At 39.6% G+C, this 25,964-nt stretch carries 26 protein-coding genes and 1 pseudogene; 13 read left to right on the top strand and 14 right to left on the bottom strand.

The annotated features are described in order from the left end of the window. Window positions 1–310 precede the first annotated feature (310 nt). The 7 genes and pseudogenes from AB4114_RS29680 to AB4114_RS29650 all read left to right on the top strand — a co-directional run. A pseudogene (locus AB4114_RS29680) lies at window positions 311–1,546 on the top strand (DNA polymerase IV); the annotation flags it as partial. Continuing rightward, entirely contained in the window at window positions 1,543–2,067 is a 525-nt protein-coding gene (locus tag AB4114_RS29675) for a hypothetical protein (RefSeq protein ID WP_441991632.1), read from the top strand. The pseudogene AB4114_RS29680 and the gene AB4114_RS29675, both read left to right, overlap by 4 nt. A 147-nt stretch (window positions 2,068–2,214) precedes the next feature. After that, on the top strand, window positions 2,215–2,895 hold the full coding sequence (locus tag AB4114_RS29670) for an SOS response-associated peptidase (RefSeq protein ID WP_441991631.1): 681 nt from the start codon (window positions 2,215–2,217) through the stop codon (window positions 2,893–2,895). Between the two features lie 39 nt (window positions 2,896–2,934). Continuing rightward, window positions 2,935–4,098 carry a metallophosphoesterase gene (locus tag AB4114_RS29665; RefSeq protein ID WP_441991630.1) on the top strand — a complete coding sequence of 388 codons (1,164 nt, stop codon included), beginning with the start codon at window positions 2,935–2,937 and terminating at the stop codon, window positions 4,096–4,098. A gap of 5 nt (window positions 4,099–4,103) precedes the next feature. Continuing rightward, window positions 4,104–4,646 carry a hypothetical protein gene (locus AB4114_RS29660; RefSeq protein ID WP_441991629.1) on the top strand — a complete coding sequence of 181 codons (543 nt, stop codon included), beginning with the start codon at window positions 4,104–4,106 and terminating at the stop codon, window positions 4,644–4,646. Between the two features lie 42 nt (window positions 4,647–4,688). Next, the gene (locus AB4114_RS29655; protein ID WP_441991628.1) at window positions 4,689–5,687 is read left to right on the top strand and encodes a CobW family GTP-binding protein; all 999 of its coding nucleotides are present in this window, start codon (window positions 4,689–4,691) and stop codon (window positions 5,685–5,687) included. 130 nt (window positions 5,688–5,817) lie between these two features. Next, entirely contained in the window at window positions 5,818–6,276 is a 459-nt protein-coding gene (locus tag AB4114_RS29650) for a Fur family transcriptional regulator (RefSeq protein ID WP_171635580.1), read from the top strand. Window positions 6,277–6,355: 79 nt separating this feature from the next. Here the strand turns inward: AB4114_RS29650 and AB4114_RS29645 are convergent, their stop codons facing one another. Beyond that, window positions 6,356–7,423 (bottom strand): polysaccharide deacetylase family protein, encoded by a 1,068-nt coding sequence (locus AB4114_RS29645; protein ID WP_441991627.1) that lies wholly within the window; start codon window positions 7,421–7,423, stop codon window positions 6,356–6,358. Window positions 7,424–7,545: 122 nt separating this feature from the next. Further along, window positions 7,546–8,043, bottom strand: coding sequence for a GNAT family N-acetyltransferase (locus AB4114_RS29640; RefSeq protein WP_441991626.1), 498 nt, complete (start codon window positions 8,041–8,043; stop codon window positions 7,546–7,548). Between the two features lie 153 nt (window positions 8,044–8,196). Between AB4114_RS29640 and AB4114_RS29635 the strand changes: the two genes are divergently transcribed. Continuing rightward, complete coding sequence (locus tag AB4114_RS29635) at window positions 8,197–8,481, top strand: hypothetical protein (RefSeq protein WP_056624777.1); 285 nt, start codon at window positions 8,197–8,199, stop codon at window positions 8,479–8,481. An 82-nt stretch (window positions 8,482–8,563) separates the two neighbouring features. On the opposite strand, the gene AB4114_RS29630 is transcribed toward AB4114_RS29635, so the two are convergent. Further along, the gene (locus tag AB4114_RS29630; RefSeq protein WP_441991625.1) at window positions 8,564–8,734 is read right to left on the bottom strand and encodes a hypothetical protein; all 171 of its coding nucleotides are present in this window, start codon (window positions 8,732–8,734) and stop codon (window positions 8,564–8,566) included. Between the two features lie 167 nt (window positions 8,735–8,901). On the opposite strand from AB4114_RS29630, the gene AB4114_RS29625 reads away from it, so the two are divergent. Both AB4114_RS29625 and AB4114_RS29620 read left to right on the top strand, forming a co-directional pair. Next, window positions 8,902–9,651, top strand: a complete 750-nt coding sequence (locus tag AB4114_RS29625) for a hypothetical protein (protein WP_441991624.1) — start codon at window positions 8,902–8,904, stop codon at window positions 9,649–9,651. Between the two features lie 18 nt (window positions 9,652–9,669). Continuing rightward, window positions 9,670–11,151 carry a copper amine oxidase N-terminal domain-containing protein gene (locus tag AB4114_RS29620; RefSeq protein ID WP_441991623.1) on the top strand — a complete coding sequence of 494 codons (1,482 nt, stop codon included), beginning with the start codon at window positions 9,670–9,672 and terminating at the stop codon, window positions 11,149–11,151. Between the two features lie 153 nt (window positions 11,152–11,304). Here AB4114_RS29620 and AB4114_RS29615 read toward each other — a convergent pair whose 3' ends face one another. From AB4114_RS29615 to AB4114_RS29580, 8 genes are all read right to left on the bottom strand, one after another. Then, the gene (locus AB4114_RS29615) at window positions 11,305–11,736 is read right to left on the bottom strand and encodes a hypothetical protein (protein WP_441991622.1); all 432 of its coding nucleotides are present in this window, start codon (window positions 11,734–11,736) and stop codon (window positions 11,305–11,307) included. Window positions 11,737–12,188: 452 nt separating this feature from the next. Then, window positions 12,189–12,566, bottom strand: a complete 378-nt coding sequence (locus tag AB4114_RS29610; protein WP_441991621.1) for a hypothetical protein — start codon at window positions 12,564–12,566, stop codon at window positions 12,189–12,191. A gap of 577 nt (window positions 12,567–13,143) precedes the next feature. Continuing rightward, window positions 13,144–13,293, bottom strand: coding sequence for a sporulation histidine kinase inhibitor Sda (gene sda / locus AB4114_RS29605; protein WP_441991674.1), 150 nt, complete (start codon window positions 13,291–13,293; stop codon window positions 13,144–13,146). Window positions 13,294–13,996: 703 nt separating this feature from the next. Continuing rightward, window positions 13,997–14,596: a hypothetical protein gene (locus AB4114_RS29600; RefSeq protein ID WP_441991620.1), complete on the bottom strand. Its 600-nt coding sequence runs from the start codon at window positions 14,594–14,596 to the stop codon at window positions 13,997–13,999. Window positions 14,597–14,743: 147 nt separating this feature from the next. Then, a complete protein-coding gene (locus AB4114_RS29595; RefSeq protein ID WP_441991619.1) occupies window positions 14,744–15,160 on the bottom strand; it encodes a hypothetical protein in 417 nt (138 codons plus the stop codon). Window positions 15,161–15,236: 76 nt separating this feature from the next. Next, window positions 15,237–16,412: a tyrosine-type recombinase/integrase gene (locus AB4114_RS29590; protein WP_441991618.1), complete on the bottom strand. Its 1,176-nt coding sequence runs from the start codon at window positions 16,410–16,412 to the stop codon at window positions 15,237–15,239. A 3-nt stretch (window positions 16,413–16,415) separates the two neighbouring features. Continuing rightward, the gene (locus AB4114_RS29585) at window positions 16,416–16,808 is read right to left on the bottom strand and encodes a hypothetical protein (protein ID WP_441991617.1); all 393 of its coding nucleotides are present in this window, start codon (window positions 16,806–16,808) and stop codon (window positions 16,416–16,418) included. A 2-nt stretch (window positions 16,809–16,810) separates the two neighbouring features. Then, entirely contained in the window at window positions 16,811–17,401 is a 591-nt protein-coding gene (locus AB4114_RS29580) for an ImmA/IrrE family metallo-endopeptidase (RefSeq protein ID WP_441991616.1), read from the bottom strand. Between the two features lie 303 nt (window positions 17,402–17,704). On the opposite strand from AB4114_RS29580, the gene AB4114_RS29575 reads away from it, so the two are divergent. The 3 genes from AB4114_RS29575 to AB4114_RS29565 are packed head-to-tail and all read left to right on the top strand — an operon-like array spanning window position 17,705 to window position 23,677. Continuing rightward, a complete protein-coding gene (locus AB4114_RS29575; protein ID WP_441991615.1) occupies window positions 17,705–19,297 on the top strand; it encodes a type I restriction-modification system subunit M in 1,593 nt (530 codons plus the stop codon). Next, window positions 19,287–20,525 (top strand): restriction endonuclease subunit S, encoded by a 1,239-nt coding sequence (locus AB4114_RS29570; RefSeq protein ID WP_441991614.1) that lies wholly within the window; start codon window positions 19,287–19,289, stop codon window positions 20,523–20,525. The genes AB4114_RS29575 and AB4114_RS29570 overlap by 11 nt, the downstream gene beginning before the upstream one ends. After that, on the top strand, window positions 20,522–23,677 hold the full coding sequence (locus tag AB4114_RS29565) for a type I restriction endonuclease subunit R (protein WP_441991613.1): 3,156 nt from the start codon (window positions 20,522–20,524) through the stop codon (window positions 23,675–23,677). Before AB4114_RS29570 ends, AB4114_RS29565 begins: the two co-directional genes overlap by 4 nt. A 123-nt stretch (window positions 23,678–23,800) precedes the next feature. Here the strand turns inward: AB4114_RS29565 and AB4114_RS29560 are convergent, their stop codons facing one another. From AB4114_RS29560 to AB4114_RS29550, 3 genes are all read right to left on the bottom strand, one after another. Then, window positions 23,801–24,463: a RipA family octameric membrane protein gene (locus AB4114_RS29560; RefSeq protein WP_441991612.1), complete on the bottom strand. Its 663-nt coding sequence runs from the start codon at window positions 24,461–24,463 to the stop codon at window positions 23,801–23,803. Window positions 24,464–24,474: 11 nt separating this feature from the next. Further along, complete coding sequence (locus AB4114_RS29555; RefSeq protein ID WP_441991611.1) at window positions 24,475–25,236, bottom strand: HNH endonuclease; 762 nt, start codon at window positions 25,234–25,236, stop codon at window positions 24,475–24,477. Window positions 25,237–25,315: 79 nt separating this feature from the next. Continuing rightward, window positions 25,316–25,964: hypothetical protein (locus AB4114_RS29550; protein ID WP_441991610.1), on the bottom strand; the 649-nt coding region annotated here is incomplete at its 5' end.

Genomic DNA, 25,964 nt, shown 5'->3' with positions numbered 1-25,964 from the left:
ATGCGCTTCATTAATTGCTATTACTTTTTACTTGTTTTTTCTAATAAAATTTAACTTTTATAACAATACTAAAATGAAGTAATCTGGAAAAAGAATTAAAAGTAAAAATTTTTCAGGGCAATAATTTTATGTTTTCCAATAAAAGCGCTTTGAATATTAAAAATAATACAAAAGAAACCAGAACTAATATCCAAGTGGATAGTGTATTGGTACCAAAAGCTGATCCGAGTGCAAGGTGTATTGTCAAATACATATAAATAAAGATAAAGTTCAACAAAATTCAATATTAATTTAAATTAGGTCTTGATAAGCTGATTGTCAGAGCTTCTACGCAAGTGTAGAGAAGGCTGATCATCCAGGTCTAGATAATAAGCCGGTTGCCGTAGCAGGAGACCCTGCGTTAAGATCAGGTATTATTTTAGCTGCCTGCCCTGTTGCCAAAGGATATGGTGTATCGACTGCCGAACGGTTGGGTGAAGCATTGAAGAAGTGTCCCGAGCTGATCGTCATGCGGCCACGGATGCAGCATTACATTAATGTTTCGTTGCAAATAACTGAAATTTACCAGGAAGTTACGGATCTAGTTGAAATCTTCAGTATTGATGAACAGTTTTTAGATGTAACTGGAAGTATTCCGCATTTCGGAGATGCGATGACAATTGCTGAGACCTTGCAGTATAAGGTGCTCAAACAAACGGGCGTTAAGCTGCGGGTCGGAATTAGCTCGAATAAAATCTTAGCGAAAATCGCGACAGATATATGGGCCAAAAAGAATGCAACCGGCATATTCACACTGCTGCCATCCGCTGTCGAGGAACATCTATGGAAGGAACCTGTCAGCAAAATGTTCGGTGTGGGTTCGCGCATGACGGCGCATTTTGCTAAATTGGGCATGTATACCATCGGCGATGTGGCGCGGACGCCGCTGCCGCAGCTGAAGCAGAAATTTCGTGCGCGTTTTGGCAAGCAGTCGGACATTCACGCGGAGGTCATGTGGCGAACGGCAAACGGGTTGGATGACAGTCCAGTCACGCCGGGCACGTTCGATACACCTCCGAAGTCGATCGGTCATATGATGACGCTGCCGAGGGACTATGCAGAATCGTCGGAAGTGAATACGATACTTATGGAGCTGACGGAGGAGGTGTGCCGGGATTGCCGGCGCAAAGGCTATATGGCCTCTATCGTGACGGTCAGCTGTATGTGCAGTCCCTTTGATGCGCCGACAGGTTTCTCGCGCCAGATGAAGATGCCAGACCCGACGAATCATACCGGCACTGTTTTTCAAGCTGTGAAGCAGCTTTTCTATAAATTCTGGGATACGATGCCAGTTCGTCGTGCTGGCGTGATGCTGAGTCAGTTCGTGAACGATGAAACGTACCAGCTCACCCTTTTTGAAGATCAAGTGAAGGCACGTGAATTGGAGAAGGTAACGGATAGCATTAAGGATCGGTTCGGCAATGCGGCGATTGTTCGCGCGTCCTCCTTGACGACAGCTGGCCAAGCGAAGGTTCGCTCGCTCAAAATCGGAGGTCATTATAAATGAGCAAAAAATTGCAGAATAACGGTTTATGGGAGTCAAGCCGCATGATGCTGCCCCAGCACCGGGAAGCAGCTCAAAGCCAACGTCATGACAAACCGGTTCCTACGAAACGCCCGACAGTGGATGACATTAATATTATACGAGAATCTGTGCTGCTGCCGCTCATGCATACGATTATTGTACGAAGGGCGCGTGAAGTGGAGCGTTCCTCCGAGATGCTAAGAACACTTTATTCGAAGGTGGCTCAGGTGCTGGCCAAGAATATGCACGCGGACTTAGCCAAAGTAAAGCGTCATATGCTCGAAAATGACATGCATGTCGCGGAAGAAGAGAAGGATGATCAGATGATTCGTTACCGGTATCGGTGCCGTGAGCATGAAGATCGTTTTACGATGACGAGGGACTATATGCGTGCTGAAATTGGTGCGCGAATCGGCCGATATGCCGACAGTCTGGTCACAACCATTTATGGGACAGATCCGCGTGTGAGTGTGTTAGAGAAGGAAACGAAGAAGAAATCGTGAATCTGCCTGAAGATATCGCTAGCGCCCCTTCGCACAGCCTGAAGAAGAAAAGTTCTTCGGGCTGTGCGAATTGACGTAAGCCTATCTTTTTTCCATAATGGAGATAGGGGAATGAGATAACGGTGTGAAGGAGAAGGATGTTAACCTATGTGCGGACGCTACACGATCACTGTAACGTTAGAGGAATTGATGCTGCGTTACGATATGTACGATACTTTTATGCCGAGATATAGCCCTAAATATAATGTTGCGCCCGGACAGCAGGTGATGGCGATCGTCCATGACGGGCAGCGAAATAAGCTAGGCGAACTGCGCTGGGGACTGATTCCAGAATGGGCCAAAGATGAGAAAGTTGGCTATCAAATGCTCAATGCACGCTCCGAAACCTTGGCGGACAAGCCTGCCTTCCGCAAGCCATTTGAACGTAAACGCTGCCTGATCCCAGCAGATTCTTTCTATGACTGGAAAGGAAGCGGCAAGCATAAACAGCCCATGCGCATCATGTTGCGCAGCAAGGAACTGTTCAGTATGGCAGGGCTTTACGATACATGGACATCTCCCGAAGGTGTGCGGATCTCAACTTGTACGGTCATTACCACGGAATCGAACGAGATGATGAAGGATATTCATGAGCGTATGCCGGTCATTTTGCCACGAGAGAAGGAAGCTGTTTGGTTAGATCGGAGTAGGAAGAATGTGGATGAACTTCGTCCGCTTCTGCAGCCATACCCCTCGGAGCTCATGATGGCGTATCCGGTATCTAGCCGCGTGGGGAGTGTACGGAATGATGATGAGCAATGTATAGAGCCGATCAGTCTTTTGCTTTAAAAAGGTAGAGGGTAGCAGAGAATAGGAGCGTCAAGAAATATGAGAAATGGTATGTTGCTTAGGATCACACTGATACTTGCTATTGTAGCGGCGATCAACGGTTATATAGGCTGGCATTTGAAGGTTTATTTATCGCATTTATTGGGTGCTTCATTTTATCCCTGGTTGTATTGGCCTGTGTTTTGGATCGTTGGGTTCTCCTATGTCATAGGGCGGTTTGGAACGAAGGTGCTGCCTCCAACGCTAACACGACTGCTTAACATCATGGGTTCCTACTGGTTGGCTCTCATTCAATTCGGTATCCTTCTTTTGCCGGTCACGGATGTGGCGATTGGTGTGCTTTATGGTGCGTCTGTTTCGTCAGCTAATTATGTGCCTATACTGGGGTCGATCGTTATAGCCATTGTACTTATTCTCCTCTTAGTAGGCTCATATATGGCGCGAACCCCGGTTATCCGCAAATATGAGATTACGATTCCMAAGCAAGCGGGGGACTGGAAACAGCTTCGGGTCGCTGTCGCTTCGGATATTCATTTAGGTGCTGTCGTCGGCAATCGCCACTTGCGCAAGCTTGTCAAGCATGTGAATGCGATGAAACCTGATCTGATTCTGCTGCCGGGAGATGTCATTGATGATGATATTAAACCTTTTATTCGTTATCAAATGGGACAGACCATGCGAGAGTTGCAGGCACCGTTAGGCGTGTATGCTGTGCTTGGCAACCATGAATACTATGGCGGACATATTCCAGCTTTCGTGGAACAAATGGAACAAATCGGCATTCGTGTGCTGATGGATGAAGTTGTTCATGTCCAAGAACGCTTCTATCTCGTAGGGCGTAAAGATAAGTCTGCGGAACATTCCGCTGGAGGACGTAAACCGTTAGTCTCCTTGATGGAGGGAGTAGACCTTGCCCAGCCGATTATCGTTATGGACCATCAACCGTACCAGTTAGACGTAGCGGCTGCCGCAGGCGTTGATGTGAATTTGTCAGGTCATACGCACCGTGGTCAAATAGCGCCGAACCATCTGTTCACTAGACGGATCTTTGAACTAGATTKGGGCTATTTACGCAAAGGGAATTTACATGCGCTGGTGTCCTCGGGCTTCGGTACATGGGGACCACCGATACGATTGGGAAGCCAAGCGGAAATTATTGAGTTGACTATCCATTTTACAAGTCATGATAGAGAAGAGGGGTAACACCTATGCAAGAGTTAGAGAAGAAACAAATTACACCTGTGGAGCTGGCGGCAGCGATGATGCAGTTTACGATGAAAAGCATAGAAAATAGTTGGGACACGTTGAAGCCTGCCATCATGGCCTATCTACCACAACCTGTCTTGACGATGGCCAAAGAAGATGAACTGTTAAGAGAGATTTACATAGCGGCTTTGGCGTTGGAGATTTACTGTATTCCGCACGCATTCGATGAAGAAACAGCACGCCTAGTCAGCCGAGCTATGGGCGAGGTGATGGCTTCAGACAACTTAGCGGAGCATCGCCTATCGGAGTCGATTGGACACAATTATCTGCCTAGATTAGAAGCAGTTGCCGAAATGGCACCTGAGGACTTGGCACTTGAACTTGTTCAAGAAGCAGCGAAAATTCTGTACGAACGCATAGAGCTTCCTTTAAAGCCGGCAGATCCAAGTACAAGTCTATTGTGGGCAAAATTATTTCCTTTTTTAGCGGGCATTGTTGGGAAATGGCCGATCTTGGCCACCAAATTTGAAGTGAAGACCGAGTAATCGTGGGCGTAATTAGCCCGAGGATGGAGGTAAGCAACATAAATGGCAAACAAACGAGTTCATGTCTATGTGTTATCTGGATTTCTGGGGAGTGGTAAAACGACTTTGCTCACCAAAGCCATTGATTATTTCACCGAAGCGGGCCGCAAGCCGGCTGTGATTATGAATGAAATAGGCGAGGTGAATTTGGATGGACAATTAATTGCTAATGAAGTCCCTATGTCGGAACTGCTTGGCGGATGCATTTGCTGTTCGAGTCGTGGTGATCTTGGCACAGCCTTGAACGAATTAGTGACAGGGGAACAGCCAGATTTAATTTTCGTTGAATCGACGGGGATTGCGAATCCTATGGAAATTATTGATGAGATTACGGACGCTTCGCTCATACTTCCGATAGAGCTTTCAGCCATCATTACGGTTGTGGATGCTCCACAGCTGCTTGAATTAAATCGAACAAGTCGCGGAAAAACCTACCGGCTCATGCGGGATCAAATTCGATGTGCGAACTTGCTCCTGCTCAATAAGACGGACTTGCTGCAGGAATCGGCGCTTCAAGAAGTGCATGATCTCGTAAAGGAATGGAATCCTTATGCGGATTTGCATTATACCGTGTTCAGTCAGATCGATATCAAGCTAATTGAAGATATTCATACAGAGGGTTCTGACAGGTCGCCTGTGCAGGTAGAATCKAACGAAGAGGCAGTTTCGCATAGCCACGAGCATCATCATGAGCATGATCATCATCATTCGCATAACCATGTAATGGCGTATACCCATTTTTTTAAACGGGCCGTAGATAGTAACGCATTTGAACAATTCGTGAGCCAACTTCCTCAGGAAGTGTATCGTGCCAAAGGGATTCTCAGCTTCTCGGATACATCGAGTCGGTTCTTATTCCAATACGCCTATAGAGAAATGGATTTTGTGAAAATAACGCCTAAGGGCGACGTGCCTGACGTAGCAGTCTTCATTGGGGAGAACTTTGCCAAGGATGTCATTCGCACCGAGTTGCTGAAATTAGAAGCGGAGTCGGATACATAGAAGATAAACAGCCTAATGGCAAGTCCTTGGCTAAAATCCGGTGCATACAATTTCCGTMATCGTTCTACACTTGACGCAAGTAGCCTATTTGCTGCACTATAATAGGAGAACATTTCAACACAGAGGGGTAATGCAAGTGAGTACGCATACGGATACGATTGATGAGATGCTAAGAGCGATGTCGCAGAAGGGCTGGCGCATTACAGAGCAGCGCAGAAGCTTAGCGACCTTATTCGCAGAATCGGGCAGTTACTTAGCGCCGAAGGATGTTTATGATCATATGAAAATAAAATATCCAGGCGTAAGCTTCGATACGGTGTATCGTAATCTCCGATTGTTGAGCGAGATGGGTGTTCTGGAGCAATTTCATTTGGCGGATGGCTTGAAGTTCAAAGCGAGTTGTTTGTCCCATCATCATCATCACATGATTTGCGTCAGCTGCGAGAAGACTGTGACGTTTGAGTTCTGTCCGATGAAGCTTGTAAAGGATTTGCCGGAGAGCTTTGAAATTCAAAGCCATCGGTTTGAAATATTTGGCTATTGTGCCGATTGTAAATCAGCCATGCCTGCCGCTCAGATGAGCGAGTAAATTTGACGGTACTATGCGCATAAAGAGCAAAAAGCAGTCTGCTGGGGATGAAGCCGGTAAGACTGCTTTTTGCTTTGCATTATTTGCTTTTGGTTACGTGTAGCAGCTCAGGAACTGTGACGAACGTGTAGCCAGCTGCCTTGAGCTTAGCAATTAACGGTCCAATGGCTTGCACGKTGCCTGACAGATCTTGGCTGTCTGCACCTCCAGAATGCTGGAGAATAATAGACCCGGGTTTCGTTTGCTGCATGATATTGTGAAGGACCTGATCGGAATTCAGTGATTTCCAGTCGAGGGAATCGACATTCCAGTTCACAATTAAGTAGTGATGATCTGCAATCCATTTGACCTGTTCTTCATTAATTGCGCCATAGGGGGGACGGATTAACCTAGGTGCGTAGCCGATAAGGTTGTGTAAAATGTTTTCTGTACTCTCAATTTGGTTTTGAAATTTATCCACAGAGAGCTTCGGTAAATTCTCATGGCTGTAGGAGTGGTTGCCGATGACATGCCCCTCATTGACGATTCGCTTGATGACATCGGGATGCGAGTTAGCCATAGCACCAAGTACGAAAAAGGTTGCTTTCACTTGATTTGCTTTTAAGGCATCAAGTACTTTCGGCGTAAACCGAGTATCGGGTCCATCGTCAAAGGTTAACGCGACTTTCTTCTCCTGACTGGAGCCGCGGAGCTTGAACGTGTCGGGATATTTAACAACCAGCTGAGAGAGTGTAAGCTTTTTCTGAGAATTTCTGACTTGGCCTTGATTTTTTTGAACGGGCAAAGAAGGACGCTTAGAGACTTCGGGTTGTGCTACAGGCCTTTTCGGATTGATCTTAGGCTTCAAGCTGGGAGTCAACGTAGGACGTGGAGCAAGTGTATGGTTTGGAGCTCGTGTAGGTGCTGTGGGCAACGCAGAAGCAGAGGGCGTGCTCGCGGGTGGCAACATGCTCAATCGCTTGGAACCGGAAGCATCTGTAATCAACGGGGACTCCGTAAAGTCMCTAATAGCCTCCATGGATGTCTGAGTGACATCTGGAGTCGAATGTTGGGTTGAGCTCTGATTTGGAAAAGACTTCGTTAAAGGCGTACCGCAGCTGGTTACAAGCAGACAAACGATGCTAAAGGACCAAAGCCGCTTGGTCATGACAATCCCCTCCGAGCATTTTATGACTATGCTCTAGGTTTTGTAAGGGGAGGCGAAATTATCCCGTGCAAATAACGGAAACAAATTGTTCTAGAGATGGGGCGCTTCACAAGGGGGACAGACTATGAAATAATTTTTTGAAACGTAACAATATCTAAAAATTGACCCCATTTGAAGCCAACCTCTCGATAGTGTGCACATTGTTGGTAGCCATTTCGGGTGAACATATGGATGCTAGCAGAATTATCCGCACAAACAGTTGCAATTATGGAATGGAAGCCGCGCGCCTTCGCGAACGCTTCTACATATTGAATAGAGGCAGATCCGATCCCTTTGCCAACGCATGCTGGATGAAGATAGATGGTCACTTCACCTGTTGTATCATAGGCTTGTTTTTTCTTATGGGGCATAATTTGAACATAACCTTGCAACTTCTCATCTAGCAGAATGACATACGTTTGATAACGAGGATTAGCGTGGACGACACTTTCTGTGAACTCGGGTAATGCAACAGGTTCTGTATGGAACGAATAGGTTGAATGAATAACGAAATGATTGTAAATATCCATCAGTAAAGGAATATCGGACGTTTCCAATGGCTTGAATGTTGGGGTAGACATGATGTGGGCACCTCACTCAGTTAAGAAGTCAATTTACAATATAAGTTCAACGGGGGAAGCTACTCCCCTGCTTCGAAATGACATTTTCAAATAGACATTCCGTCCTAATCCATGTATCTTGGATATATATCTACTAGAAATAGGGGGAGTCACATGTCGGGCAATTCAAGTTATATTCTCGTGATCGTCATTGGTGTTATCGTACTCGCTGGCCTGACTTACATGAATCTTCGCAAAATAAGCAAATCCACAGCCGATTTGACACAGCTTAAGAAAAGAACCCTTCTCTGGAGCGAAATTTCCCTTGCATTGTTCGTTGTGCAATTGTTTTTCCGTGATCGTAACGGCGGATTCTTATTGTTCTTCGGTATACTCACCCTGTTCACAGGGGCGCACTACTTAGGGGTCTTATATTATTCACGCAAAAGAAACCGATAAAAGTGAAGAGGCTCTCCACGTAGCGTGCTACGGAGGGGAGCCTCTATTTGATTATCTCAATCTATACGCCTGCACGGACGTTCTAGTCGTTCCAAGTCGTAGGCTTCGTCTTTGTCGGCGTTTTCCATTTCTGATACCATTTCTTCTTCTGCTTCTGTCCCATTAATGTTCGTAACTGCAACATCACAAGCTTAGCGCGGTCTTCATCGGCATACTTGTCACGTAGATTCTCAAATACAGGCTGATCTTTCATGGCTGACCTTCTTTTCTGACTGTAGGATGAATGCGAAAAGAGAATGTATGTTCTTGTTTTTTGATTATAGCATAAAATGGAATAGAGGATCAAGCCTACCAGAAGGAGAGCGTGTTGTAAATGTGGAATGTAAGTAGCAGTCAAACAAATTCCTAAGGAGGTGAACAATGAAAAGGTTTATTCTATTATTACTAGTACTCTCTGTCCCAGTTGGCGTAGCCGGAGCTGCTACTTTAAATGGAGATTTCGAAGGAAATCCTATTGTACAAGTAACATCCGAAGGACAACATTTAAAAGTCGATGAATTACCCGCAATGATTTATAAAGATCACACTGTTGTGCCCTTGTCTATGTTACGACAACTTGGGGTTCTCGTGACATGGAATCCCGCTACATATAGTGTAAATGTGACAATGCCTCAATCCGTCTCAGCCAACCCCTTAAATCCTGCCAAACAAGAATTAGAAAACTTGATGAATGTCTATCAATGGCTAAAGGATACGGATACAGCCTTGCTAACTTTCTCGCAACAACTTCAGCAGTATGCCAATTTAGCGAATGGAAATGAATTTACGAATCAATTAAATATGGATTTTGAAGAATTAATGAAACAATACAATGAATCCAGCCAAATAGCGCTAAATCTCATACAAACAGTAAGTAATTCAGATGATCTTAAATCCATTATTAAGAATGAGAGTGTTGCATTTAACAATGTTTTACAAACAAAGAATTTGCTATTGTTTAAACTTACAGGAAATAGTATGCCCGAATTCGAGAAACAATTTGGCATCAGCCTGCTTAACGCTACGCGTACGGCACAAAAAAACTTGAACAACACGAATGCAATCCTTCATGAACTGCAACGTAAGAATAACGAACTCTTGCAAGTCAAATCTTCTAATACAAGCACCTAGACTATAGGGGGATGAGATGTGTTGCATCGGGTATGTGTGATATTCGTGGCTTTTACAGCTATGCTGCTAAATAGTTATACCCTAACGAGTTATGCTAATGATTGGAAAAGCTCGGTCGGTGTAAAGATTCAATTGACCATAAACGATGTAACGGCAGTCGTAAATGGGCAGAAAACGACGCTTTCAACACCGCCTGTGTTGTTAAATAATACGACAATGGTTCCTCTTCGTTTTATTGCAGATGCCTTGAAGGCAGATTTGACATGGAATACAGAGGACCAGTCCATCACTCTCAAGTATGCGGGTCATTCGATACAACTTTCCATTGATAACAGAATTGTTCGTATTGATAATCAGAGTAAGACGCTAGAGCAGCCAGCAGTCATAATGAATAATACTACGCTAATGCCATTGCGATTTATTGCAGAAAACTTGAATCAGACGGTTGCTTTCAATGATGAAACGAAAACCATTATGATCACAACGCCTCATCCGAAAGCTGCGGAGATTCGTATAGACAACTTAATGACGGCTTCGAATATGGGTTTTACCTATAATTTCTTTGTCGAACGACCCAATGTGAATGTGATCAGTATGGCCTCCGATCAGCACAATCTGATTTATATTTTAGAGCGAAATGCAGCTACCGAGATGAGTTTTATCCTTCGTGTCTATAATGAAGTAACAGGTGAAATGAAAGTGATGTACAGCGGTTTTGATCAGAGCTTTAATTTTGACTATAGGGATCCGAAGTTTGGAGAGCAGCATATTAACGCCAGCATTCTCTCGCCGCGCAAACTTGTATATGATTCTAAATTGGAAAAGCTTTATTTAATGGCTACCAGTAGCTTTTCTTCTGATACCAGTGTATCTACCGTCATATATGAGATTGCACCCAATGTTCGAATGATGACATATACAATCGGGAAAACGACTTATCATCCAGGTAACTTTATGGTGACGCCCGATGGTCAGCATTTTTACTTCAGCGATATTCTTCACGATCACATATATGCAGGCGAATCTGGTCAGCAAGCAAACGTATTCATGTCCTTTACTCCTGAGAAGGATAATGTGAAACTGGCAGCCGTTGTGAATGGTGGTAAAGTGTTTGTTCTAGATGTATCTAAGCAATCGATTTTTGAACTGGAGGAATCCGGAAATCTGAGGTTCGTAGCCCCCATAGACATAAAGGAAGAGATTCTGAGGGTATACGAGGATAACGGAACTTTCTACGTCGAAGGGCAACGACAGATTTGGGAAGTAAAGACAACTGGTGAAACTCAGCCTTATGTTGGTTTGAAAGATATTGCTGCTTATAACACAGGTCTCTACCTCCCCAAAACCAATACGTACGATGCCAGTGCTTTCACGAATATGGGCTTTTCATTTGGATCGATGCTATCGTTTAACGTTTTTGCAATTAATCAACACGGTAATGTAGTGATGTATGACGGGTCATACCACCTGCTGAGAAGGATCAATGTTTATAAGCAATAAGGGTGGATCGTGTAGGGTGGTATATGAGAAGATTGTGGTGGCGTAATTGGGACAATGCTGTTCAGTTGAGTCGCAAAGAGGAGTGTTCGAGGAGTTTTTAGATGTTAAATGAAAAGAAGTCCCCCTCGTATAAAAAAGGRGACTTCTACTATTTTATGAAAGATCTTGAATTGTTGTAGAAACAGACTGGTTTTGATGTAAAGTTTTTTGTGCTTGTTGAAGCTCTTGTTCTGCTTGTTGTAGTTGTTGGGAACTTGAAGCAGCGAGCTGATGAGCTTGTTGTGCTAATTGGTCCGCTTGAACCGCAGTTTCAAGCGCTTGCGTAGCCTGTTGTGTCACTTGCTGATTTAATTGTTGCGATTCCTGAATTGTTTGTTGAGCTTGTTGCTCAACCTGTTGAGCTGTTTGATGAGGATTAATTGGATTTTGAGATTGAGTTTGAGTTGTTACAGTAGAAGTTAATGCTTGTGCTGCTTGAGCAGAAGGTGATTGGTTTGTAGCTTGTGTTACAGCATTAGCTGCTGCTTGAGCTGCTGCGTCAATGACCTGTTTAGTTTTGGCTTGATTACTGTTTTGGTTATACAATTTATTTTCCTCCTTTGATTGGGTGGTGTACCCTTCAATATAATGCGATAAAAGAGGCTTAAGTTATACTAAAAAATTCAAAATAGTTATTTGAAGAGTTGGTCTAGTATTTTGGTACAAAGTGGCTGCGTACAACGCCCATTAGATGAGTACAATATCTATGTTTTCAATTACTCAGATGGGTGGGCTAATGTCATGACAACACACGATAAACAACGAGAAAATCACGCTAAAGATCAAGAAGATAATAAACCGAATCATGGTAAAAGTAGAAAAAAGGGTAAGTAAATACTAAAGTAAAAAAAGCTCTTGGGGGAGTCCCTCAGGGGCTTTTTCTTTGTCCGATGCTTCTGGTACAAATCATTTTCAATGACTTGTCTATTGTTTTTAATATTCATAAATTAAATGATTAAGCTATCGTACCTCGTTTAGCTGAATATACAACGAGTTAACTATCCATTTATTGCTGTAATTAGGAAACAAATTGCAGTGAGAAAAGATAATGGTGTCATAATAAACTTTTCCTTTTTACTTTTGGACAAAGCATTCATTATGGTATTTACTATTAAATAAAATGAAAAAAAATAACATACTCCTTTTGCAATGGTTGTTAAAGCATCTATGGAGATTACATTCCCTGCTTGAAGTATAAAGATGATTGCAATCAACTGAATTAATACCGAAATTGCACATGCAACTCTCATTTGTTTTGGCATTACTTTATACTTACCGCCCATTGCAAACTCTCCGTAAGGTAAACCCATAGCTAACAATATGTACAAAATGGCAACCGCCAAAAATGTAATACTTCCAATTAATGCCAATACCACTTAGACACCCCGATTACATTTACTTTTTTCTTCCAATTCTTTATGTAGATAGTATAGCATTTACTCAAGAATCCTACCCGTTTAATAACCTTTATTGGCCTTAGGGAAAGTTAGCCTTATGTTTTTTTTGTTATTAAACCTCTGTTCAAAAAACGCTTGAATTGCTAATACGTCGTCAGTATACAATAAGAAGAAAAGTTCTTTTTATATATTGATGAGCAAAATTAATAATAATGGGATATGGGAATCTTCACGCTTCATCGGTCCCGAGTTTAAAGATGCTATTCGTCTGCAGCAGAAAGAGCTTAAGCGTATAAGCAGGCAGAATTCCGCTTAGATACGATCAATCCTTTTAATGGAGTAGAGGATTGGCAAGGGATTTGTTATAAGGATGTTTTGAAAGCAGAGTTGAGCAAAGAGTGGACTGAAGATGAGATGGCAGATCCATAAATTCTATTGTTAATGATCCCTTAGACTTTTTTAGCCTATAATTAACCATACCCTGCTAGTAAAGAACTAGCAGGGCTTTTTCTGGTGAAGGGTAGATCCCATTCGCCCATCATTTTTTAACTAGCAATTAGTATTCTTGCTCTTCCTTTGATGGTCGTGTAAAAGCAATGCCTCTGTTAATCAACTCTTTTTCAAGTAATTCAATAAACTCTTCACTTAGATTCATTATAAGAGCATCTTTGTACGCCGAAAGTAAAGCGTCGTCACTCAGCTTCAAATTGTATCTCAATATTACATCTCCCTGTAGCGAATGGGATTCAAACCCTCACCTTAGGTATTATGGACTATATGGAATATATTGGGTTGCATTTTTCGACAAAAAGCATTGAATCATTTGGAATGTCTAGATGAGAAAAGTTGCCGCGGCTTTATTAATGAAAGAAAAGAAAAGAAAAGATTGCGCAATGTAAGTCTACAGATAAGCTTGCTAGTAAGTGGATTTCCTGGTGGGAAGAAAATCCTCAGACTTTTCTGTTTCACAAATAGAAGCGAAAAAAGCCCGAAAGAGAAATCCACTTTTGGGCTTTTTTCGTTAATTTAATGTAGATAATGTAGATTTAGAACGATTATATTTCATTTGGTACCCTATATAAAATAATAACGGCGACTGCTTGCGCAGCCGCCTCATGGGAGAAGAGAGCAAGAGCTTTTGTTGGGCTCTGTTATAGTCCGGAAAAGCCTTGATATATAAGGCTTTTCAACTTCTCGATCGTATTCAGTTTGATGCAGTTGGGGACGGTTTGAAGAATTTCGTCCCCAATCCGTCCCCAACTTTTTTGTTTCAAAAACTGTACTAGTTGTATGCATGACAGGCTTCGAGTCCTAGCCTGACTTTTCATTGTACTGCCCATTGCAATGAAATAGGAGCAGTCTCCGCGGTGATCTGATCCTTGATTTGTTTGAACTTACATTTTAGTTGCTTAACTCGAGTTCGCCTCGTAATATGTCGATAACTTTATAAATAATCGGTCAAAGGTTTCAATATCTCCGCTTATAAAACTTGTTAAAATAACTCTACTTCCATCGCTCATTTCCTGTGGCATTTTTGTTTTATAATTTTTGGGGATAGGATATTTCCCTGCCCATATTGTAAACTCACTAAGTCTAATCAGTAAATACTGTTCATCTTTAGATAATGTAATAGTAGCACCTCCATCACTCTTGTTCACAAATTCAACTAACTGTAATAGTGAATGTCCGTTGCCTGGCCACCTATTCAATGTTCCATTTGTTACAATTGTTTTATTGTTGATTAAATAAATTCCTTTAATTAGTACTTCTAATGAATAACCTAATAACATCATTAGTGTAGATGTTAACCAGGAGTTATAAAAATCTTCTTCAAGGAGTTCTTCCTCCATATTCATTATTTTTTTAGTTCCTTCTTCTAACTTGGGTAGTAATATTTTTGCTGCAAAATTTAATTCTTTCGCTTTGACTAACCAAACTATTGGTTCATCAGCTGTCCTTGTAAACATTTCCTTCCAAACATCCTCTTCATGAACATGATTAGATTCCATATTTACCCCCTTAATCCCCATTAATTTATTGCATTAGTTTTTATTTATCAAATCACAAGAAATACTTCTTATGAAACCGCTAAAAACCCATGATAGAGTTTTATAACTCCGGATATCTACCTGTCAGTTGAGCGCTGCCGTGTGGTTTTATGAACTGAATATTACTTTCTTTAATGCGATCTTAGCACCTAAAACAGCAGCTGGAATATTCAAAATGAGTAAGATGATAATATACCAGTAAGGATAAGAAGTTGGTCCAACAAGTGGATTGAAAATAAATAGCTCGAAGAAAACGGCGAGAATAACGGCATTTTTAATTTTTGATGTTTTCGCAATTCTGGCCGTAACGTAACCGCCGAGCGAACTTAATAGCAAAGTAACTAGAAGCACAATTAAAAGGTAAAGGGTATTTGAATATATCAACCCAGGTGCATCGTGAACATTACTAGGAACTGCTTTAATAAGAATAAAAACAAAAATGAACCGACAGATCATCGAACTGATCTGTTCTACGAGAAAGCCTAAGAATAAAGAAAATATACTAATTCCTTTAAAGATCTTCATTTATTTCCCCCTCAACGATAACCAACACTAAACTTTTCTGTTGTGTATATTCTACATCTCACATTTATCTCCTTTATCAGTTGAGGGGATCACTAGGATCAGTAAAGAATGAATCAAACTTACTCGCCGCGGCTTGATCTGCAGATTGAATGGCATGTCCATACACGTTCATGGTTGTGGAAATATTAGAGTGACCTAGACGATTAGAAATGATCTTAGCATGGACGCCTTGGTTGATGAGAAGGGTTGCAGAAGTATGACGGAGGTCATGGAATCGAATATATTTCATCTGGGGATATTTTCTAATAAAGCGGCGCCACATATCTCCAGGAGTTTTCGTGTAAAAGGGCTTGCCATTCCAACTACTGAAAACAAAGAAATGTAAACCAGCTGCCCATTTTTCTTCGAGGGCATCTCGATCCGTTTTACTTTGATTATAAAAACTTTTCAGTTCTTGAATCACAAAGCTCGGAACCGATACTTTGCGTATTGAGTTTTTGGTTTTCGGCTCCTTGATGATGGGTTGTCCATCTTTAAACATAGGTATGGATTGTTTGACATCGATTATGCCGGTTTCTAAATCAACATGCTTCCATTCAAGCCCCAGGAGTTCTCCGCAACGAAGGCCTGTTGTAAGAGCTAAAAGAATTAAAACTCGGAATAGAGGCTTTTCATTTGCAAGTGCCTTGATTAACCATCGAACTTCCTCGTCGTTATAGACATCCATCTCTTTGGATTTCTCTTTAGGTTTGGTTACCCCTTTAACTGGATTGTCTTTAATGACCTTCCAATCCACTGCTTTTGAAAAAATGCTGCGTATTACACGGTAATTATAAACGATCGTTGAAGAGGAGAGAGTACCTTCACCGATAATGCGATTCTCAGTATGCAGCTTTTCTAAATAATCAATGATATGCATTGTCTTGATCTTATTCATATGCAGTTTTCCGAAATAGGGGAGAATGCGTTTATTTACGTGATAAAGATAATTTACAATTGTTTTTGCTTCTAGATTCTTTTCGACGAACTTGGTTTTCCATTCTTCGACGAATGCAGCGAAAGTTTGTTTCTCAGGAGAAATATACTCGCCAACTTCAAATTCAATTTGAAACTTAGCTAGTTCTGCTTTAGCTTCTTTCAGCGTAGAGACTTTAACAGTTCTAGACCTTTTAATACGATTCCCTAATGAATCGTAGCCTGCTTCGATAACCAAACGAAATGCATTTTTTCCTCGCTTCTCTATACTCGGCATGTCCTACCTCCATTCATAAAAAGGTTTTACATCCATCTGCATGATTTCCTCAATATCAGCCATTTGAATAATGAATTGCTCTATGTCGCTATATTCAAAATGTAGCCCCTCTTGGTATTTCAACTTTTCCAATCGACGGACAACACTATGTATATCGATTCCAAACTGATTAGGACGCTCTGGATGCTTTGTCAGGTCTTCGAAATGAATAGAAACGCCTATAGAATCATCTGCGTAGTCCTCGGCAGCCTTGGGCCGAAATGGAGCTTCTAAAGGTATGTACAGAAAATTTTTATGCCAGGCAATGTTTCCTGGGCCAAATGAGATGTTTAATTTGTCCGGTACCGGATGGAAATCCTCGGGGTGCTCCGAGTAGAAAACGGATAACTTCGCCATGCTTATGCTCCTTCTAGTTGTTTTCTCCCAAGCTCTGCCATTACACGTCTTACGTGGTCATCATCAATGACAATCTTCGTATTTCGACGACGAATCAGTTCTTCTTCGTATTGAGCGCTTTGGACACGATTTTGAATTTGTTCTAGTCGATGCTGTACAAATCGCTCTGTTAAGCAGAATTCTTCAGCAATAACCTTCACAAGTAAGGAAGGAGAGACTGATTTAAATTCCTCAAGTAGGTATGAAGGCATGGCTGCGTAATGTTGAAAGTTTTTTGCTTGAATTTCCTGCAATTCAATAAACGATTTGGGCATGATTTCTTGTTGGCCAACATGCTGCAGAGGATGGCAAAGCTCATGAAAGAAGACTTCACGTCTTTGTTTTTCATTAAGATAGGCATTAAGGAAAATGAAAGAGTATTCGTCTTCTTTCCATTCAGCGAAAGAGGGGCCGTTGTAAGTACGTATTTCGACATCAAAGATGGATGAGATTAGGTCTAAGTCCATGTCTGAGGCGTACTCAATTCCTATGCTGCGGTATTCTTTTTCAAGCCATTTTTCGAGTTCAGTAGGTCTGTAAAGTGATAGGTTCATATACTACCTCCTATAGGTAAATAGTAGCATAAATTAATCAAAATAGGAATATACGTTCGTGTGAATGTGGGAAATATCAGATTATAGAGGGATATGTCGGGGAGTAAAATATCGTATTTTATCAAATGGACATAATAGGATACATATATTGTATATCCAGGTCTAAATTACTATGATAAAATTGATTAGCTATAAAATTGTTTATCGCTTTATTGACTTAAGTACATAATTCTCATTATGTCATCATGGAGTTATTTGAAATGAAGCATTTGAACCAATAATAGATAAAGTGAGGAATACAACATGGCTGAATTAAACTCAAGATTATTTAGTGCTGCAGACAACCTGCGAAGCAAAATGGATGCATCAGAATATAAAAACTACTTACTAGGATTGATCTTTTACAAGTTTTTATCGGATAAGTTATTAGAAAAAGTTGTTGAAATAGCAGATGAATCGCTAGAAGAATACAACACACAAGAGAAACAAATTCAATTATATAGGGATTTATTGGCGGATAAAGATGTAAAAGATGACTTAATTGAAACATTAGTAGATACATTGGGCTATGATATTCAACCAGAATATTTATTTAATGAATTAACCAATCAAGCAAAACAAAATACGTTTCAGTTGAATGACTTGAATAAATCTTTTATTGAGTTGGCTACGAAATATGACCAATTCAATGGATTATTTGATGATGTGGATTTAAAATCAAAAAAACTGGGATCAGATGATCAACAACGAAACATTACAATTACAGAAGTACTGAAGAAACTAAATGATATCGATGTGTTAGGACATAATGGCGATGTAATTGGGGATGCCTATGAGTTCTTGATTGGTCAATTTGCCTCAGAAGCTGGTAAAAAAGCTGGAGAATTCTATACACCTCATGAAGTATCTGACATGATGGCTCGCATTGCCGCAATTGGTCAAGAAGACAAAAAATTATTTAGCGTATTTGATGCAACCATGGGATCAGGTTCCTTGATGTTGAACATACGCAACTATATTAACCATCCAGATAGTGTAAAGTATCATGGACAAGAACTAAATACAACGACCTTTAATCTAGCGAAGATGAACTTGATATTACATGGTGTTGAAAAAGAAGATATGCGTTTACGCAATGGGGATACATTGAACAAAGATTGGCCGACAGATGAGCCTTATACCTTTGATTCTGTCCTTATGAATCCACCCTACTCTGCAACATGGTCTTCTGATGATACATTTTTAGATGATTCTCGTTTCAATCGTTACGGAAAGTTAGCACCAAAATCAAAAGCAGACTTTGCTTTTCTTTTACATGGGTTCTATCATTTGAAAGATTCAGGAACAATGGCAATTGTTTTGCCGCATGGGGTATTGTTCCGTGGAGCTGCAGAAGGTGTGATTCGTAAGAAATTGTTAGAAGATGGCAGTATTGATGCCGTAATAGGAATGCCAGCAAACTTATTCTTTGGGACATCGATTCCAACAACGGTCATAATATTGAAGAAAAATCGTACCACTCGTGATGTTTTATTTATTGATGCTAGTAATGAGTTTACGAAAGGAAAGAACCAAAATAAACTTTCCAAAGAAAATATTGATAAAATTGTCGAAACATACAAGAAGCGAGAAGATGTTGAAAAATATGCACATGTCGCTACATTTGCCGTAATCAAAGAAAATGATTTCAATTTGAACATCACTCGATACGTAGATACCTTTGAGGAAGAAGCAACTATTGATATGGCTACAATTGGCTCAACAATTCAAGACATTCGAAGAGAAAAAGCTGAACTAGAGTCCAGTTTATTTGACATGATTTCTTCGCTACAATTTGATGAAGAAAACGCAGAATGGATCAAGGGTGCATTAGAGGTGTTTAATCGTGGGAAATAAATATACACCCGAAATTCGATTTTCAGGATTTATTGGAGATTGGGAAGAACGTAAGTTAGGGGATGTTTTAAAAGAACATAACGAATTAACCAAAGGTGATAAATTCCCAATAGCTACGTCATCTAGAAAAGGATTGTTTTTACAAACGGAATATTTTGATGGAGCACGAAGTGGAATAGATGAAACGTTAACTTTTCATCTCGTACCAGTAAACTATATTACTTACCGACATATGTCAGATGATTCAACTTTCCATTTCAATAAAAATGTTATGGGGACACCTATTCTTGTAAGTAAAGAGTACCCTGTATTTACAACTAATGAAGAAGCAAATGATGAGTTTATATTAAGTCATCTAAACTATTCAGATGACTTTTCTAGCTTTTCTCATATGCAAAAAAAAGGTGGTACCAGAGTCCGTTTATATTATAACGTTCTACAAACTTATAAGTTATTGCTTCCAACAGTTGAAGAACAAAACCTAGTAGGTAACTTTTTAGAAAAATTAGACGACATGATCGCTCTTCATATGCAAGAACTAGACGCCCTCTTGCAAACAAAACAGGGATTTTTACAGAAAATGTTTCCCGAAAAAGGGGAGTCTATKCCGGAAGTTCGTTTCCCAGGATTTACTGGAGAATGGGAGCAGCGTAAGTTGAAAGAAGTAGCTGAAATTATTGGTGGAGGAACGCCAAGTACGGAAGTCAAAGAATATTGGGACGGTGATATTGATTGGTATTCACCTGTAGAGATTGGAAAAACAATATATGCTGTTGGTAGCCAAAGAAAAATAACTGCACTTGGATTAAAAAAGAGTTCTGCCAAAGTACTGCCAGCGAACAAAACTATTTTGTTTACATCTCGTGCTGGGATAGGAGATATGGCTATATTAAAGAAAGATGGAGCTACAAACCAAGGTTTTCAATCTCTTGTAATTAATAATAATTACAATGTTTATTTTGTTTATTCTATAGGCTATAAAATAAAAGAGTATGGATTAAAAAATGCATCAGGATCAACTTTTTTGGAAATATCCGGAAAAATGCTGGGCGAAATGGATCTATTTGTACCATCACTAAAAGAACAAGTAAAAATAGGCAACTTTTTCAAATACTTAGACGACACTATCGATCTTCATCAACACGAATTAGGTACTTTAAAAGTAACGAAACAAGCATTTCTACAAAAAATGTTTGTTTCGGGAAGCAGAAGAGAGGAAGAAAGATGACAAAGATACCGCATAATGATGAAGCTGAAGTGGAACGTCGCCTGATTGAGGTATTAGGAGAAGGACGTAATCAATGGAATAATCGTCCGGATTTAAAGTCTGAAGAGGATTTATGGAAGAATTTACGTCAAAAAATAATGCAAAATAACTTATCAGAAATTGGAGAACATCCAATTTCTGATAAAGAATTTGACACTATTAAAATAGAATTACTTTTGAAAACACAGACACCCTTTGATGCTGCTAGATGGCTTAAAGGGGAGAATGGAATTGCTCGAATTATGGTTGAACGTGAAGATGTATCTTTAGGTTCGATGTCTTTAGTGCTATATTCCAATCAAGACATTGGCGGCGGAATCTCTACATATGAGGTCGTTCATCAGATTGCGAAAAAAAAGGCAAATGTTGATGAGCGTGATCGCCGATTTGACGTGACACTTTTAATCAATGGGTTGCCCATTGTTCAAATTGAATTGAAACAAGTAAGTGCTAAAGATGGTGTATTTCAAGCATATAATCAAATTAAGAAATACGCGGAAGAAGGAACGTTCAGAAATAATATCTTTTCAACTCTTCAGTTATTTGTCATTTCCAACGAACAAACGACTCGTTATTTTGCCAATGCAATGCCAAAAGACATGCATAAGAAACTTGTCTTTAGTTGGCGAACGAAGGACAATCGAAAAGTAGAAAATCTTTATGAATTTGTGAAACAGGTCTTAAATATTCCCGATGCACACCGCTTGATTGCTAATTATTCGATAGTTAGTGAGGATCAAGACAACAAAACCTTAATGGTATTACACCCATATCAAATTCATGCTATAGAAGCCTTGTTTACAGCTGCAATGAAACATGAATCTGGATATGTTTGGCATGCGACTGGTTCAGGAAAAACGTTGACAAGTTTTGTTTCTACGAAGTTATTAGCTCGTAAACCAGGTGTAGATCGTACCATTATGTTGATTGATCGAAAAGACTTGGATAATCAAACCACGACAGAATTCACCAAATTTGCTTCCGAGTTTAATACCGGTATTTCTTCTGGTAATGCCAAATCTAATAGCTTGATTATCGGAACCGGAAGTGCGAAAGAGCTAAGTAATACCCTACTATCTGATACCAATTCCAATACAGTGATCATTACCACCCGCCAAAAATTAGAAGCTGCCTTGCGTTACGCTCAAAGACAGGAAGAACAAAAAGGCACACAGCGTTTTAAGAAACTACTGGGACAACATATTGTCTTTATCGTAGATGAATGCCACAGAGCGTTAAGTGCTGAAGCAATGGAGGAAATTAAGGAGTTTTTTCCGAATTCTACTTGGTTTGGTTTTACGGGTACGCCAATATTTAATGAAAATAAAAAACAAGCTAAAGGCCAATTAGCTCGCACCACTCGTGATCAGTATGGAGAAGTTTTGCACACTTATACCATTAAGAACGCATTGGATGATGGAGCTGTTTTAGGGTTCCAAGTAGAGCATGAAGATACGATTGAACCCACATCATTAAATAATTATATTTTTAATCAACTTCGTATAAATGAAAAATACGCCAATTCTAGTAATGATGAAATTAATGATTTGATCGATAAGATGGATGGAATAGAGAAGGAAGCATATATTGAACCATCTTCATTCGAAAGTGATGATCATATTCAAAAAGTCATTCATAAGATTTTTCGACCAGATAATGCTTATATTAAATTTGATTTCCAAAACGGTCGCCCGCAAAAGTCTGCCATCTTAACAACAAGTTCTATTGATATGGCGAAACGCTACTATCAGGCAATCAAGGAAATAACCAAAGATCCAGAATGGTTGACGAAAGAATTTGCTGGACATCCGATCCGAACAGGGCGTACGATTGAAGATCCGAACTTCCCGCGGATTGCCATCACCTATTCGGTACAAGAAAACGAAGATAATTCCAAACAAATTCAAGATGAAATGAAAGAAATTATTAAGAACTATAACGATTATTATAATACAGCTTGGTCGATAGAAGATATTGACCGATATAATGGTGATATCAACAATCGTTTAGCTCGTAAGAAAGCAGAGTTCAAAGAATTTGGGAAACAAATTGACCTTGTTATTGTTGTAGATCGCTTATTGACTGGATTCGATGCACCCACGATTCAAACGTTATTTGTGGATCGAAATTTAAGTTATGCCAATTTGATCCAAGCCTTTTCTCGGACCAATCGGACCTATCCTGGAAAGACAAAAGGATTAATTGTAACATTCCGAAAACCTTCGACAATGGAACAGAATGTAGAAGATGCGACGAAGTTATATTCTCAAGCACAAGAGGAATCTAATCTTGTTTATCCAACTTATGATGAATCGAAGAAACGCTTCAAAAAGGCTCACAAAGTGCTAACAACGTTAGTCCCAAATCCGATCGATATTAACGAGAACTCACCTCTTGAAACTCGGATTGAATTTGTGAAAGCTTTTCAAGAGCTTAACAATGCCTACGAAGCTTTAGTTACGTATGATGATTATAACGATGAAATGGAGAAATCAAAAGCACTCCAAGAACAGGTGAAAACCTTAGAAGAATATATTGGCGTGTACAACACGGTCAAGGGATCACTAGTCGTTGAAGAGGGAGACGGACCTGGTCCGAATTTCTCGGAAATTGAATTCTATGGAGAAAATGCAATTAAGATCTATGATATTGACTCAACATATATTGACCGATTATTAGAAACTTACTCAGCCAATAATCAGGATATCCGTGAAGAGATCGAAAAAGCACTTCAAAAACTGAAAAAATCAGAAATTGTTAAAGAAGTATATCGTGCGATTTTAAACGCCATTGATGCCAAAGAGATAAATTCAGATGAAGATACATTTGTAGTGAAACGCCGCTTCTTCACCGAATCCTATAATAAAGCGATTGTGGATTTTGTGAACGCTTGGTTTGTGGATGAAGGAGAACTGCATTCTTCTGCTGTTCAATATGTAATAGGTTCAGAGCCAATACCAAATATTGGGGGAATTATTGACAGCAAGCAATTTGATAAGTATAAAGCCGTACATCCAGATGCAAAACCGCTAAAATATGGTCCGGAAATGAAACGTCAGTGGAGAAAGTTGTTAGATGAAGTCATTGTACCTTTGAAGGATGAGTTGAGATAAAATYGTTTTATGGCATGACGGATCCCAAAATAATCAATTTTAAGTGATAAGTATTGATAAGTAACGAAAAGAAAACGGCAACCGCTAAGGTGCCGTTTTCTTTTTAGAGATATAAATGATTTCTTATTTTAGTCCTCTATTAACAAAAATTGCAGAATCTTCGCTTCTAATTGGTAAATCACTACGTCCAAAATAATAAACCATTAGTGTCAAAAATGCTATTGAAATCAATTCAATTAATATAATAAATAAGACACAAATACCTGGAAATGATCTATGCAGGGCTCCGAATACTAATATAGTCCAGATAATACTAACTAAAAAACTTAGAGATTGATTGATTCTAGATACAGATATAGGAAAGGATGAAGTTGGATTGAAGAAATTAATGGATTTCGATTTATAAACAGTTTTATACAAAGGACCAATCAATTCATCTTCTAAATAATCTACATGTCGTTCCCAGTTATTTTGCCAGAATTTACTTCCCCGATTCACGAAATACCAACAATAAGAAAAAAGAAATCCAAGGACACTTACAACTAAAATATGTTTCCAATGCTGTGAGTTTGCGTTAATTAAAGCAAAATAACCTGCAAAACTTGCAGCAATAAATGCCCAGAAGTACGTTGCCCTTTTCCAATATAGTTCAATTTCGAATTTTCTAATATCTAATGCAAATTTTAATGCTTCTAATTGCTTATCATCTTTGTTCTCTTTTTCACCGACTTTGTACCTAAATTCTTTTAAATAATCTTCTCTATTATTTATAGGTGGGTAATCCATAATTCCTCCGGTTAATTCGTCATAATTAAATTTCTTTTTTTAAATTTTTCTACATCAGGGTAATGTTCTTTTAATTTAGGTAATCTTAATTTTTTGCCAACAATTTTCGAATTAAGTGAGACTGTGGCCTCGATTTTGTAATCTTTAGTTATCTTTAGCATCCCACTATCAAATAACTTATGATGGTTGCTACACAATAAAATTCCGTTGTTCACACTGATTCTTTCCTCGTCAGTACTATGAGACCAAGGCACAATATGCGAAGCTTCTAATGCTACTACATGAGGGAATCCGCAAAATGCGCATTTATTGTTATATGCCCGCAATAAAGCACTTCGGAATAATGATTGGACAATGCCTCGAACTTTAACCTTTGCATAAATTTCTTTTTTATCAGCTGAATTATTAATTAACTGTTCTACTATTTCTTCCGAGGTAATTCCATCTTTAGCAAAAGAAAATGGGTTAGGGTGATTATCCCAATTGTACTCAAATACTTTATTCAAACCTTCATCTAAGTTATCTGTATCCCATGCAGTAAAACCATTACCAACATTACCTTCTTGATTTACAACTATGATAGTTAATGGAGGTAGTTTATTATCCATACAATAGTTTTGTATAAAATCTAAGAAATAACGACAGGTTCTATGATGTACAGTTAATTTTTCACCTAATTCTTTATATGTAATTGTTTTCTTATCCCTCGAATAAATAGTGAGAACATCCCATGCTCTAAATGCTCGTTCTTCTTGATTAATTTTATTGTCCATGTTTTTCTCCTTTTCGATTCTACCTTCAATGATTGGTTCCAAATTACCTTTAGAGGTTCTTAGATAAACATTTCCAGAGTTATTCAACAGTTACATTACCTGTTTCATCGACCCAATATATAGTGAATGGTAAAGAATCTTTAAGCCATAGAATACGAGGAACTAAATTAGAATATGTTTGAAATCCTTGAGGAAAAGCAATAGCAAGTGTGACTTCAGGATTCTCTCCATGATAAAGTATTAAATCAAAAATTGCAGAAGAGAACCAATGTCTTGCTTGAGTATTTGGACTCTTCTCAGGGTATCCTTTGACACTTACCCATAATTCTTTGCCATTAGGGTCTAGAGCGACTATGTCTTTGCCTGGAGTACGTGCTGCAGTATTTGCTACACTTCGAATAAGATATCCTTTTGAAGCTAAATATCCTACTACTCTCGACTGAATATTACCTTCCCAAAACCAAGTGGAAACATCGGGTGTGATAGGAATTGTTGAAGAAATTGAAGGGGCGATGGTTACCTCAGTAGGAAATGAATCGTGACTACTTGTATTGATTCTATTTACATTTTTTTGCTTTTGACAATGATTGCAAATAGCAATATTCCTAATAATTAATTGTTGATTACTTAATTTACGACAGAGTTGGTTAACAGCATTACGAGGCGAAACTTTTGCACGAGATGAGAGGCAATCATCGCACAGCACAAGCATGTTGATGCATGTTGAT

This window comes from Paenibacillus sp. 2RAB27, from assembly GCF_052115445.1.
Classification (GTDB): Bacteria; Bacillota; Bacilli; order Paenibacillales; family NBRC-103111; genus Paenibacillus_E.
This window is presented reverse-complemented; position numbering and strand designations above follow the sequence as displayed.

Excerpts from the sequence above, each read along its gene's own strand:
- AB4114_RS29675 (WP_441991632.1), top strand. The coding sequence starts at position 1,543 with ATGAGCAAAAAATTGCAGAATAACGGTTTATGGGAGTCAAGCCGCATG.
- AB4114_RS29670 (WP_441991631.1), top strand. The coding sequence starts at position 2,215 with ATGTGCGGACGCTACACGATCACTGTAACGTTAGAGGAATTGATGCTG.
- AB4114_RS29660 (WP_441991629.1), top strand. The coding sequence starts at position 4,104 with ATGCAAGAGTTAGAGAAGAAACAAATTACACCTGTGGAGCTGGCGGCA.
- AB4114_RS29650 (WP_171635580.1), top strand. The coding sequence starts at position 5,818 with ATGCAAGTGAGTACGCATACGGATACGATTGATGAGATGCTAAGAGCG.
- AB4114_RS29640 (WP_441991626.1), bottom strand. The coding sequence starts at position 8,043 with ATGTCTACCCCAACATTCAAGCCATTGGAAACGTCCGATATTCCTTTA.
- AB4114_RS29635 (WP_056624777.1), top strand. The coding sequence starts at position 8,197 with ATGTCGGGCAATTCAAGTTATATTCTCGTGATCGTCATTGGTGTTATC.
- AB4114_RS29630 (WP_441991625.1), bottom strand. The coding sequence starts at position 8,734 with ATGAAAGATCAGCCTGTATTTGAGAATCTACGTGACAAGTATGCCGAT.
- AB4114_RS29625 (WP_441991624.1), top strand. The coding sequence starts at position 8,902 with ATGAAAAGGTTTATTCTATTATTACTAGTACTCTCTGTCCCAGTTGGC.
- AB4114_RS29600 (WP_441991620.1), bottom strand. The coding sequence starts at position 14,596 with ATGGAATCTAATCATGTTCATGAAGAGGATGTTTGGAAGGAAATGTTT.
- AB4114_RS29595 (WP_441991619.1), bottom strand. The coding sequence starts at position 15,160 with ATGAAGATCTTTAAAGGAATTAGTATATTTTCTTTATTCTTAGGCTTT.
- AB4114_RS29590 (WP_441991618.1), bottom strand. The coding sequence starts at position 16,412 with ATGCCGAGTATAGAGAAGCGAGGAAAAAATGCATTTCGTTTGGTTATC.
- AB4114_RS29585 (WP_441991617.1), bottom strand. The coding sequence starts at position 16,808 with ATGGCGAAGTTATCCGTTTTCTACTCGGAGCACCCCGAGGATTTCCAT.
- AB4114_RS29580 (WP_441991616.1), bottom strand. The coding sequence starts at position 17,401 with ATGAACCTATCACTTTACAGACCTACTGAACTCGAAAAATGGCTTGAA.
- AB4114_RS29575 (WP_441991615.1), top strand. The coding sequence starts at position 17,705 with ATGGCTGAATTAAACTCAAGATTATTTAGTGCTGCAGACAACCTGCGA.
- AB4114_RS29565 (WP_441991613.1), top strand. The coding sequence starts at position 20,522 with ATGACAAAGATACCGCATAATGATGAAGCTGAAGTGGAACGTCGCCTG.
- AB4114_RS29560 (WP_441991612.1), bottom strand. The coding sequence starts at position 24,463 with ATGGATTACCCACCTATAAATAATAGAGAAGATTATTTAAAAGAATTT.
- AB4114_RS29555 (WP_441991611.1), bottom strand. The coding sequence starts at position 25,236 with ATGGACAATAAAATTAATCAAGAAGAACGAGCATTTAGAGCATGGGAT.